The following is a 12,231-nucleotide window of genomic DNA, read 5'->3' as shown; positions in this document are numbered from 1 at the left end:
TCCAACGGTTCTTATTATTTCATGCCGGCGGCCTGCAAATCTAACTGTATCCGCGCATCCTAGTTTCAAGATCCGCTAATTTTTGCAAATCCAATATGAGACAGTAATAATGCACGGCCTTCTCGGCAGCTTTTAGGCACGGGACGACAGATCGGCGATGTGCGTTCCGTTGATCATTCCGTTGCTCCCTTGGGCTGCCGCCGTTACGAAAACCGACAGGCATGTGCAGCTCTTCATTCTTCTCTTCCCTCCCCGGCAAAATTTCCGCAATGTTGCGAGTCGGAGGAAGTTAGGGGAATTCGATGTATGAATATGCCATAGCATGGGAATGGCTCGCCTTCGCGGCGCGCTGGTTCCATGTCATCACCGCGATCGCCTGGATCGGATCGTCCTTCTATTTCATCGCGCTCGATCTCGGACTGGTGAAACGCCCGCATCTGCCGCCTGGCGCTTATGGCGAGGAATGGCAGGTCCATGGCGGCGGCTTCTATCACATCCAGAAATATCTTGTGGCGCCCGCGCAAATGCCGGAGCACCTGACCTGGTTCAAATATGAGAGCTATTTCACCTGGATCTCCGGCTTTCTCATGCTCTGCATCGTCTATTACGGCGGTGCCGACCTCTTCCTCATCGACCGGCATGTGCTCGACATCACGCCGTCCGTCGCAATCCTGATCTCGCTGGCGTCACTGGCCTTCGGCTGGGTCGCCTACGATCTGCTCTGCAAGTCGCCGCTTGGCCGCAATACCTGGGGTCTGATGGCGGTGCTCTATGTCGTGCTGGTCTTCATGGCTTGGGGCTATACACAGCTTTTCACCGGCCGCGCCGCCTTCCTGCATCTCGGCGCCTTTACCGCGACGATCATGTCGGCGAACGTCTTCATGATCATCATCCCGAACCAGAAGATCGTCGTCGCCGATCTCATCGCCGGGCGTACGCCCGATCCCAAATACGGGCAGGTCGCCAAGCAGCGCTCGCTGCACAACAACTACCTGACGCTGCCCGTCATCTTCTTCATGCTGTCGAACCATTATCCGCTGGCCTTCGGCACGGCGTTCAACTGGGTGATTGCGGCGCTGGTCTTCCTGATGGGCGTCACCATTCGCCATTGGTTCAACACCACCCACGCGAGGAAAGGCCGCCCGACCTGGACATGGATCGTCACCGTCATCCTCTTCATCCTGATCATGTGGCTTTCGACCGTGCCGAAGCAGCTGACGGGCGAGACGGATGCGGCCGCAGTCGCGCCCGCCTTCCAGCAATTCGCCGGAAATCCGCATTTTCCGGCCGTCAAGCAACTGGTCTCGACGCGCTGTTCCATGTGCCATGCCGCCGAGCCCGCCTATGAAGGCGTCGTGCGGCCGCCGAAGGGCGTGATGCTCGAATACGACGCAGAAATTGCCGCCCGTGCCCGAGAAATCTATATACAGGCGGGCCGCAGCCATGCCATGCCGCCCGGCAACGTGACCGATATTACGCCGGACGAACGCAGGCTGCTCGTCGCCTGGTTCGAAAGCGCAGTCGAAGGCAAGAAACAATGACGACGACACTTCTCCGCGGCCGCCTCCTCTCTTTCCATCGCGCGCCGCTGAGTCTCGCCGACAGCCAGAGTTATCTCTACGAGGAAGACGGTGGCCTGCTGATCGAGGATGGGCTGATCGCAGCAGTCGGCCCCTATGCCGACGTCAAGGCGAAAGCCGCCGAGGGCGCGGCCGAGATCGACCACCGCCCGCATCTCATTATGCCCGGCTTCATCGACATGCACCTGCATTTTCCGCAGATGCAGGTGATCGCCTCCTATGCCGCCAACCTGCTCGAATGGCTGAACACCTATACTTTCCCGGAGGAATGCCGCTTCGTCGAGAGCGCGCATGCGCAAAGGATCGCCACACATTTCTACGATGAACTGATCCGCCACGGCACGACGACGGCGGTCGCCTACTGCTCCGTGCACAAGACCTCGGCTGACGCCTTTTTCGCCGAGGCGATGAAGCGCAACATGCGCATGGTCGGCGGCAAGGTGATGATGGACCGCAACGCCCCGCAGGGCCTGCTCGACACGCCGGAGATGGGTTATGACGAGACCCGCCAGGTGATAGCGGACTGGCACGGCAAAGGCCGCAACCACGTTGCCATCACCCCGCGCTTTGCCATCACCTCGACGCCGGCGCAGATGGAGGCGACCTCGGCGCTGGCCCGCGAATTTCCCGACCTGCACATCCAGACGCACCTTTCGGAAAACCACGACGAGATCAAATTCACCTGCGAGCTCTATCCCGAGGCGATCGACTATACCGACATCTACGCCCGCTACGGCCTGCTCGGGCCGAAAAGCCTCTTTGGCCACGCCATCCACCTGTCCGAACGCGAGGCCGACGTCATGAGCGAGGCCGGCGCCGTCGCCGTCCATTGCCCGACCTCGAACCTTTTCCTCGGGTCCGGCCTGTTTCCACTGAAGGCGCTGACGCGGCGCCAAAAACCGGTCCGCATCGGCGTCGCCACCGATATCGGCGGCGGCTCCAGCTATTCGATGCTGAAAACCATGGACGAGGCCTACAAGATTCAGCAGCTGCTCGGCGAACGGTTGAACCCGCTGGAAAGCTATTATCTGATGACCCGCGGCAATGCCGAGGCGCTGTCGCTCGCCGACCGAATCGGCACGCTGGAACCCGGCACCGACGCCGACCTCGTCGTCCTCGACGCGGCCGCGACCCCGGCCATGGCGCTGAAGATGGAAACGGTGAAGACCCTGCCCGAAGAACTCTTCCTCATGCAGACCATGGGTGACGACCGGTCGATCGCGGAGACTTACGTGGCGGGCGTCGCTTTGAAAGCGGTGCTTCGATGATGCCTCTGTTGCTCCCAAGCCTGACACGGCAGATTCCCCATAAACTCATGCGAATTTCATGCTACGGACGATAGCCGCGTTCAGATGTGAAGGGTTCCATTCATGGCCACTCCGCTCACCATCGCCGATCTGAAAAAGCTCGCGCAGCGCCGCGTGCCTAAAATGTTTTTCGATTATGCGGATTCGGGAGCCTGGACGGAATCCACCTATCGGGCGAATGAGAGCGATTTCGGTGAGATCAAGCTGCGCCAGCGCGTGCTGGTGGACATGACCAACCGCACGCTCGAAACGACGATGATCGGCCAGAAAGTGTCCATGCCGGTTGCTCTTGCGCCGACCGGCATGACCGGGATGCAGCATGCCGATGGCGAAATGCTGGCGGCGCGCGCGGCGGAAGAATTCGGCGTTCCCTTCACGCTTTCGACGATGAGCATCTGCTCGATCGAGGACGTCGCCTCAGTGACGACGCGTCCCTTCTGGTTCCAGCTCTATGTGATGAGGGACAAGGATTTTGTCCTCGACCTCATCCGCCGCGCCAAGGCGGCGAAATGCTCGGCGCTGGTGCTGACGGCCGACCTGCAGATCCTCGGCCAGCGCCATAAGGACCTGCGCAACGGTCTCTCGGCCCCGCCGAAATTGACCGCGAAACATATCTGGCAGATGGCAACCCGGCCTTCTTGGTGCCTTGATATGCTGCAGACGAAACGCCGATACTTCGGCAATATCGTCGGCCATGCAAAGAACGTTGCCAATGTCGCCTCCGTGCCCAAGTTTGCGCACGAGCAATTCGACCCGCGGCTGTCCTGGGCTGATATCGCCTGGATCAAGGAGCAATGGGGCGGCCCGCTGATCATCAAGGGGATCCTCGATCCGGAAGACGCGAAGGCTGCGGCCGATACCGGCGCCGATGCGATCATCGTCTCGAACCACGGCGGCCGTCAGCTCGACGGCGCCCCCTCGTCGATCAGCATGCTGCCTGCGATCGTCGAGGCCGTCGGCGATCGCATCGAAGTCCATCTCGACGGCGGCATCCGCTCCGGCCAGGACGTGCTGAAGGCCGTGGCGCTCGGCGCGAAGGGCACTTATATCGGCCGCCCCTTCCTCTATGGGCTCGGCGCCATGGGCAAGGACGGCGTCACGCTGGCGCTCGACATCATTCGCAAGGAGATGGACATCACCATGGCGCTCTGCGGCAAGCGCGACATCAACGACGTAAACGCGTCGATCATATCAGGGCGAGGCTGAGAGAAGTCGGCAGCGCCTGGCCGTCGCTCGCATTGAACAGAAGGATCGCAAAAATCACGAGATAGATGGCGAGCGCAAAACGCTGCCGCCAGACGATGCGGCGCGATCCGGCAATCCGCCTCTCGAGGCCACGCGCGGCCCCGTCAAGCTTGCGAAGCTGCATTCGGGACAGCACGTCGTCGACAGCGGCAAGACCTGCAGCCTCTGTCTCGTGGCTCGACGCGAGGCGGAACAACAGCGCATCGAAGAGGAGATGGATCGCCAGCGCAAGGACGATCCCGCAGAAAACGAGCATCAAGAGCCAGCCGAGCGCGGGAGTGAAGCCTCGATATCCCGCGAGGATCGGACCGGCGGTCAGTGGCAACAGCGCCGTCAGCCCACAGACGATCGAATTGCGGCCGAGGCTTCGTGCCGCCGCCCAGGCCGTGGCATTCCATTGCGTCATTGCAAGCCCTCCGTCACCGCATGGATGCTTTCTTCGGGCAGATGAACACGCCGCCCCGCCCGTTCGATCAGCCGCAGCGCTTCGGCTGGATTTTCACAACGTCGGCTGATGAGCAGCCAATGCACGATGACGCCGGCGCTCCGCTGGAAACCGAGCGCACAGCAGACGAGGACCGGCCCCTGATGACGCGCGATCTCGATGAGGTCCGCCGCTGCTCGCGTTTGAATCTTGTCGAGGCCCGTAAGATCAAGGGTCGGAAAGCTGCACCAACGCGCAAGCGTCCCGCTTGGGCGCTGAAGTTCACCGGTAATGTCGATCACCGTGGCAAAACGGTCGGCTTCGTGGCGACGCGGAAAACGGCCGAGATGGACGCCGTCAGCGATCACCACGGATGACGGCATTTTCCGGGTCCAGAGCCAAACGTTGATGATAGCGCCGAGCCGGTAGGGTGCCAACAGCCAGCGGCTGGTCAGTGCGGCTCGGCCATCGGCGCGTTTCAGGAATATTTGCGGACCGGCGCCGAAATATCCGACCGCGACGATCGCCAGCGCAACGGCCGGCCAGAGCAACAGAAGTGCTGCCGCCGACAGAGGAGTAAAGAGCGCTGCAAGGCCGAGAAACGCCACGGCGCCGCACAGATAGTAGATGCCGAGTCGGCGCGACTTCGGATCGCCGCTCAAAGCGAAATTGGCGAGAGGGGAAACCGCATTGCGCGGGAAAAGCCAGATGGCAAGCAGGCCGAGCAGCACGCCCGTCGGTATGTCCATGACGTGATGCTGCCACGTCGTCAGCACGGAGGCGCCGATGAGGAAGCACCAGAAATGCCAGAGAAGCCGCAGCCTCCGCGGCAGCCAGCCGCGCAGATGATCCCAGATCACCACCAGCAGCGCGATATGCAGCGACGGCGCCTGGTTGAACGGCTTGTCGAAGCCGCCGAGGACGGCGAACATGAAACCGGGCAGGCCGCTCGTTGCCGGCCGCACGAAGATTGCTTCGAGCGGAAATGCGATAAAGCAAGCGACCGCGATCAACTGGGTCGTTAGATAACGCCTCGCGAGCCTATCCACGTCGCGCGGCGTCGTGTTGATGAACAGGCAGAGCCCGTAGAACAGATTGATCGACCAATATGGAATGATCGTCCATCCGAAGAACGGAATGGCGCTTTCCCATGCGAAGGCGATGTTCGGCACATGAGCGCGTTGCGACGCCAGCCAGTTGGCGCCGCCATAGCTCAGATAGAAGAACGGCGCCAGGAAGGCGAGCCAGAGCATCGCCCGCTTCAGGACCGGTGCGGTCTGCGAAAGAGGAGAACGTGCCTGCCCCAACGCTTTGCCCTCAAACTCTCTCGGCCAGCGAGACGGTGAAAATGCCCCACTGGTCGATACGCTGTTCGATCTTGCGGAAACCGGCCGCGGCGACCAGCTGGTCCATTTCCTCTTGCGTGCGCCGCCGCATCACCCACGCCTGGCCGCCGCGGTGGGAGGTGAGCGCGCGGGCGATCATCTCCAGTTGCGGATGCCATGGCTGGTTGGTGTAGACGAGCAGGCCACCGGGCCGCATCGCGCGCGCGATCCCGTCGAGCGAAGCGGCGATCATCGCATTGTCGGAAAAGAGTTCATATAGGCCGGAGACGATCGCCAGATCCGGAGCCGGCACGATTGCAGCCAAGCCCTCGCCGTCGAAGGCATCCTGCTGGCGGAAGCTCACGAAATCACCAAGCCCACGCGCGGCAATGCTGTTGCGGCCGGCCTCGACATTGATCGGGGAATAATCCTGCAGCCGCGCGCTATCGGGACGCACGGCAGCCGTCTCGATCGCATCGAGGACGTAACGGCCGTGCCCGGCCGCGATGTCGAGCATATGGGTACTGCGGCCGGCTGCTTTCAGACGCTGCAGCCCCTGATCGATCAGTTCCTGCAAATGCAGCTTGCGCTGCCTGATGCCGCGCCAGCCGATCGCCTCGAGGAACATCTTGTCGATCAACCGCCCGCCGGGACCGAGCCCCCGCGGCTCGTGCTCGTAGACGTAATCGAGCGTCGAGCCGGAATCGAAACCGGTCTTGACCCCGGTCCTTATGCCTTCGGAGACCAGCGCGCCGAGCCTGATGTTGAGGCGGCTGAGCGCCCAGTAGACGCCGCGTGGGGATGTGGCGTCCAGCGGGCTCGCCAGCCGGTCGGCCTCGTCCTTGGTATAGCCCTGGATATGGGCGGTGCGAAGGTCGGCGGGCGTCCGGGGCTCGGCGAAACGCGCATCGATAAAACGGCGGATCTCGGCGAGCGCAATCGCGCGGTCCTTTTCGCCAAGCGTGTCGTGGTAGAAGCCGGCAAGCACATGCCGTTCCTTGATGCGGCTGCCGAGGTTTTCGTAAAACCGGTGCTGCGGCGCGTGTCGCACCACCCAGTCGCTGCCGGAGATCAGCAACTGGGTCGGAACGGTGATGGCGCGGGCGTCGCTGACGACGCGGGCTGCCGCCTCATAGAGCTGCACCAGAATGTTGGAGGCAATCGGCCGGGTGATCATTGGGTCCGCTTCATAAGAGGCGATTCGTTCGGGATCATGCGTCAGAAACCTCGCCTTGACATAGGAATTGACGAAGAATGTCCCTTTGAGCTTTTCCCAGAGCGCAATGCCTTCCCTCGCAAACGGCACGTAGAGCTTGACGCTGAAGGCCGGTGAGGCCAGCACCAGCGCACGGATCGGCGGCGCATAGTCGTGCACCCAGGTGCTGGCCAGCACCGCGCCGACGCTCTGCGCAATGACGGCGATGTCTTCGACTGAAGTACCGCTGGTCTCGCTGACATGGCGGACGAAGTAATCGAGATCTCGCACCGAGGCGGCAAAGGATGGCGAATAGCCGCGCGCTCCCGGTGAACGCCCGTGGCCGCGTGCATCCCAGGCGTAGAAGGCGAAATCACCAAGGCCGAGCTCCGTGGTGAGATGGGCGACGCGGCCGCTATGCTCGTGGCCGCGATGGAGAAGAATGATCGCGCCCTTCGCTACAGCGGCGGTCGCGGGCCACGTCCGATAAAACAGTCGAGCTCCGTCATGCGAGACAAATTCGGATTCACGCATTGATCTGACCGTCGAGGACGGTTGCTCACGATCGGCAGTTTGCAGCACGGTCTTCTCCAATTCTGATTAATGGATGGGTTGCAACCATTGGCGGCAACAGTGATTTGCTTTTATTGCAAAAGTCTAGCTGTAAATGTAAGTCCTTGCGAAGATCGACATGACGTGGACTTCCTCACAAGTACGACGATCTGCATGTCCGAGCCGATAGACTATTACCATGCCACAAAATTCCACTGAGGTAGCATGTCCGTTTACCAATTGAAGTCCCGATTTCAGGATATTCTCCGCCCTCTGGTGCGCTCCCTGGCGGCGCGAGGCATTACCGCCAATCAAGTGACTTCAGTTGCTGCCGCCGTCTCGGTTGCACTTGGCCTTTTTCTGAGCATCGCTCCGCTTCCGCGTTGTTTTCTCTTGGTGCCTGTTTGGTTTCTCCTGCGCATGGGCCTCAATGCCATCGACGGCATGCTCGCACGCGAACATGGGCAGAAGAGCATTTTGGGCGCCTATCTCAACGAGATCGGTGACGTCATATCGGATGCCGCCCTGTATCTGCCGTTTGCGCTCATCGATCCGAACGATATGATGCCGGCAATGGCCGTCATATTCCTCTCGGCGCTGACGGAATTTGCCGGCGTCCTGGGTCAAACGGTCGGGGCAAGCCGGCGTTACGACGGGCCGCTGGGCAAGAGCGACCGTGCGGTGCTTTTCGGCGCCCTCGGCCTCTTTATCACCGTTGGCGGTACGTTCGCAGCATGGACCTTCTGGCTTTGGGCAATGGTGGCTCTACTTCTCGTATGGACCATCATCAACCGTATCGGCGCCGGTGTTCGTGAGGCGCACAGGGCCGCCCGGTAGAGCGCGGACCGCCGACCGGCCGCTGGTTCTTCCATCGGCAATGTATTCCGGAAACTACGTCGAACACTGTTTCTTTCGAGTTGCTTCGCAAGCGCTTCTTCCAAGCCTCTCTCCCGGGTGACTACATAGCAAAAGAAGGTTGTATTTTTAGCGCCACCTCTTGAAAGCACAAAAGCGGTGCTTTATGTTTTATGTTATGGCGAACACAGGTAAGACATCTCACCCATCGCTGCTGCGCTACACGCTGGCGCCTGATGACCAGGCCCGGCAGGCGCTGGATGACACCATTGCCGCCTATCGCAGGATGATCGACATCCTCGCCGAAATCATCGACGACAAGGCGGGCGCCAATCTCGTCGTCCTGCATGAGCTTGCCTATGAAACCGTCCGCGAACAGACGGGCCTGCCGGCACGGCTGGTGACGCTCGGGCTTCGCGATTTCGCCGCCAATCGCGGCGTGATCGCCGATCCGCCGCAGATGCCGCTCGACGACAAGCTTTTCGCCATCAAAGGACCTGCGGACCTGACCGTCGCTACGGTGCATGGGCGCGTTGCCGTGCCCTTCGACGTCGCCGGTTATTCCAGGGGATGGGAGAGCATTTTTCCGGCCTATCTCGTTGCCGGCCCCGATCACTACGAGATTCACATCGGCGTCACGCCGAATTCCGCACGGATGGAGGAAAACATGACGAATGAAGGCATTCTTTCACGCATGGGCCGCCTGATCGCGGGCATCGCTAATGCGGCGATCGACAAGGCGGAAGGCGTCAACAAGATCGCGGTCATCGAACAGGCGATCCGCGAGATCGATGCGGCAGCGGACGAGGCCCGCACCGATCTCGGTAAGGCGCGCGCCGAGGAATACCGCATCCAGAGCCGCCGCGACGAAATCGTCGAAGACATGAGTGCGCTCGATGAGAAGATTCGCCTCGCCGTCTCCTCCGGGCGCGACGACCTCGCAAAGGCCGGCGTCGCCCGCCAGATCGATCTCGAATCCCAGATCGCGGCGCTCGACAAGGCGCTGGCCGATGCCAGGCAACAACTGGACGAAGGTCAGAAAGCCCTGCAGGCCGTGCTAGCCACGCGCCGCGAGGCCGACGCCCGCCTTGCCGATTTCAAGCGCAGCATCGCCAGGCATCCCGAAGACGCCGCGCCCGGTCACAGCCGGCCCGCGCCGGGCGCCGATGCTGCCCGGGCTGCGGCGGCGGTCTCGCGGCTGACCGGCGTTCCTTCAGGCGACCATGGCCATAGTTCCGAACTGGACGAACTTGACCGGCTGCACCGCGAACAGGCGATCGAGGCGCGCCTCGCACGCTTCAAGGCGGATAACCGGTAACGCCGATGGCACTTCTCTTCGCCCCCGAATGTGCTCCCTTCGCCATCGCCGCCGCCGTGCTCGCAGGCCTGACCGCAATCGAGATGCTTGCGACCCTCATGGGTTTTTCGATCATGGAATTTCTGGGAAAACCGGATTTCCATGGCCATGACGGATTTTCGGGCTATCTCTCCTGGCTCAATGTCGGCGGCGTTCCCCTGCTCATCCTCATCATGCTGGCGCTCGGCTTCTTCGCCATGACGGGCTTTGCCATACAGGCCGTCGCCAACGCCTTCTGGGCGCCGTTACCCGCCGCCGTCGCCGCCATTCCCGCCATCCTGATCGCCGTCCCCATGGTCAGGGCGTCGAGCAGAACAGTGGCGCGGATCGTGCCGCACGACGAGACCTATGCAGTCGATCTCGACACGTTGATCGGCCGGACCGCCGAAGTATCGCTCGGCCCGCTCGACCAGGGACTGCCGGGGCGCGTCCGCGTCAAAGACCAACATGGAAACTGGCACGTGCTGAGAGCCAAGGCCGCTAGAGACCAGGGCCCTCTGAAGGTCGGCACCGAGGTTCTCCTCGTCGATCGCAAGGCAGATGTATTTATCGCCATTCCTGCACTGGCGGATGCCGCCGGAGCGGACAATCAATCTTTCAGGGAGCAGCCATGATGTATGACATTATTCTACCGGCCGGTATCGGCATCGTTCTGATCTTCGGCATCGGTTTTGTCCTCGCCTCTCTCTATACGCGCTCCAGCCGCGATGAGGCCTATGTGCGCACCGGCCTCGGCGGCCAGAAGGTCGTGCTCGACGGCGGTTCCGTCGTTCTGCCGATCTTCCACTCGATCGCCCGGGTGAACCTCAAGACGCTGCGCCTCGAAGTCCGCCGCGGCGAAGGCGATGCGCTGATCACCAAAGACCGCATGCGCGTCGATATCGGCGCCGAATTTTATGTGCGCGTGAAGCCCGACGCCTCCTCGATCGCGCTTGCCGCCCAGACGCTCGGCAGCCGCACCAATGACGCCGAGGCGCTGCGCATCCTGATCGAAGCCAAATTCGTCGACGGCCTTCGCTCGGTGGCCGCGACCATGAACCTCGACGCGCTGCAGGAACAGCGCATGGATTTCGTCAAGGCAGTGCAGGAAGCCGTCGGCGCCGACCTCCAATCGAATGGTCTCGAGCTCGAATCCGTGTCGCTCACGCGCCTCGACCAGACCGACATCAAACATTTCAACGCCAATAACTTCTTCGACGCCCAGGGTCTTGCGGCGCTGACCCGCATCACCGAGGGCCGCAAGAAGGAGCGAAACGAAATCGTTCGCGACACCGAAGTCGCCATCGCCCAGAAGGATCTGGAGGCCCGCCAGCAATCACTGGCGATCGAGCGGACGAAGCGCGAAGCCGAGCTCAATCAGGAACGCGATATCGCCAACAAATCCGCCGCGACCCGCGCCGAGACCGCCCAGCAGGAGCAGGCGGCAAAACGTGCCGAGGAGGAGGCCCGCATCGCCTCCGAACAGGCGATCGCCGAGCGCGAGGCAGCCGCCAAGCAGGCCCGCGAAAGTGCAAACATCGATGCCGCCCGCGCCGTCCAGCAGCGCGACACCGAGGCGAAACGCGATCTTCAGATCGTGGCCCAGGAAAGCGCCATCGCCGTCGCCAACAAGAGCCGCGAAGAATCCGAGGCAAAGGCGACTGCCGAAATGGCCCGCGCCCGGGCGATCGCGGCCGAGGAAAAGGTCGGCACCGCCAAGGCGATCGAAATTGCCGAACGCGAAAAGCAGATCGCCGTGATTGACGCGCGTAAAACCGCCGAAACCGAAGCCACCGCCGTCACCGTCGGCGCGGAGGCCGAGAAACAGGCCGCGATCGATCAGGCGGAAGCCATCAAGACGCTTGCGACCGCGGAAGCCGATGCGGCGATCATCAAGGCCAAGGGTATCCTCGAAACCGGCCGGGCTCAGGCTGAAAGCGAGGCGCTTCTCAACGAGGCCCGCAACAAGCTCAGCCAGACCATCATCGAGTTCGAGATCACCCGTGAGCGTATCCGCATCATTCCCGAGGCCCTCGCCGAGGCGGTCAAGCCGATCGAGAAGATCTCCGATATCCGCATCTTCGACACCGGCGGCATGCTCGGCCGCGGAAACGGCGCGAACGGTGAAAGCGGCATCGGTCTCGGCGACGGGCTGGCCGGCCAGTTGCTCTCCTATCAGGCCAACAAGCCGATCCTCGACAAATTGTTGAAGGAAGCCGGCTTCGACGGCGATAACGCCATTTCATCCCTCCTTGGCAATCTCGATGGCGCAAAACCGGCAAAGCCGGCTGCACCTCCGGCAAGGCCTGCAATCCCGGCCACGGCTTCGGCAAAGCCGGCAGCATCGGCCGCAGCCCCGGCAACGCCGATGGCCCCTCAGGCGCCGAAGAAGGAATAATCCAACGCAGGCAG

General features: G+C 62.0%; 10 protein-coding genes. 7 read left to right on the top strand and 3 right to left on the bottom strand.

Annotated features, from left to right (window positions below):
- Positions 1-302: 302 nt before the first annotated feature.
- From puuD to B5E41_RS09870, 3 genes are all read left to right on the top strand, one after another.
- Entirely contained in the window at positions 303-1,541 is a 1,239-nt protein-coding gene (gene puuD, locus B5E41_RS09880) for a urate hydroxylase PuuD (RefSeq protein ID WP_088393143.1), read from the top strand.
- Positions 1,538-2,848 (top strand): guanine deaminase, encoded by a 1,311-nt coding sequence (gene guaD, locus B5E41_RS09875; protein ID WP_088393141.1) that lies wholly within the window; start codon positions 1,538-1,540, stop codon positions 2,846-2,848. Before puuD ends, guaD begins: the two co-directional genes overlap by 4 nt.
- A 102-nt stretch (positions 2,849-2,950) precedes the next feature.
- Entirely contained in the window at positions 2,951-4,093 is a 1,143-nt protein-coding gene (locus B5E41_RS09870; RefSeq protein ID WP_088393139.1) for an alpha-hydroxy acid oxidase, read from the top strand.
- Here B5E41_RS09870 and B5E41_RS09865 read toward each other — a convergent pair.
- Genes B5E41_RS09865 through B5E41_RS09855 form a run of 3 tightly spaced genes read right to left on the bottom strand, consistent with a single transcriptional unit; the run spans position 4,074 to position 7,658 of the window.
- Positions 4,074-4,538 (bottom strand): hypothetical protein, encoded by a 465-nt coding sequence (locus B5E41_RS09865; RefSeq protein WP_088393137.1) that lies wholly within the window; start codon positions 4,536-4,538, stop codon positions 4,074-4,076. The two genes, B5E41_RS09870 and B5E41_RS09865, sit on opposite strands and share 20 nt — an antisense overlap.
- Positions 4,535-5,863, bottom strand: coding sequence for a phosphatase PAP2/dual specificity phosphatase family protein (locus B5E41_RS09860; RefSeq protein WP_088393135.1), 1,329 nt, complete (start codon positions 5,861-5,863; stop codon positions 4,535-4,537). The genes B5E41_RS09865 and B5E41_RS09860 overlap by 4 nt, the downstream gene beginning before the upstream one ends.
- A 10-nt stretch (positions 5,864-5,873) precedes the next feature.
- On the bottom strand, positions 5,874-7,658 hold the full coding sequence (locus B5E41_RS09855; protein ID WP_088393133.1) for a bifunctional alpha/beta hydrolase/class I SAM-dependent methyltransferase: 1,785 nt from the start codon (positions 7,656-7,658) through the stop codon (positions 5,874-5,876).
- A gap of 195 nt (positions 7,659-7,853) precedes the next feature.
- On the opposite strand from B5E41_RS09855, the gene B5E41_RS09850 reads away from it, so the two are divergent.
- The 4 genes from B5E41_RS09850 (at position 7,854) to B5E41_RS09835 (ending at position 12,217) form a co-directional block, all read left to right on the top strand.
- Positions 7,854-8,465 (top strand): CDP-alcohol phosphatidyltransferase family protein, encoded by a 612-nt coding sequence (locus B5E41_RS09850; protein ID WP_088393131.1) that lies wholly within the window; start codon positions 7,854-7,856, stop codon positions 8,463-8,465.
- Positions 8,466-8,649: 184 nt separating this feature from the next.
- Positions 8,650-9,801, top strand: coding sequence for a PspA/IM30 family protein (locus tag B5E41_RS09845; RefSeq protein WP_088393129.1), 1,152 nt, complete (start codon positions 8,650-8,652; stop codon positions 9,799-9,801).
- Between the two features lie 5 nt (positions 9,802-9,806).
- A complete protein-coding gene (locus B5E41_RS09840; RefSeq protein WP_088393127.1) occupies positions 9,807-10,454 on the top strand; it encodes an OB-fold-containig protein in 648 nt (215 codons plus the stop codon).
- Entirely contained in the window at positions 10,451-12,217 is a 1,767-nt protein-coding gene (locus tag B5E41_RS09835; protein WP_088393125.1) for a flotillin family protein, read from the top strand. The genes B5E41_RS09840 and B5E41_RS09835 overlap by 4 nt, the downstream gene beginning before the upstream one ends.
- The last annotated feature ends 14 nt before the right edge of the window (positions 12,218-12,231 follow it).

Origin of the sequence: Rhizobium esperanzae, from assembly GCF_002204185.1 — a bacterium.
Classification (GTDB): domain Bacteria; phylum Pseudomonadota; class Alphaproteobacteria; order Rhizobiales; family Rhizobiaceae; genus Rhizobium; species Rhizobium esperanzae.
Note: the sequence above shows the minus strand (reverse complement) of the source record. Positions and strands in the feature narration are given on the sequence as shown.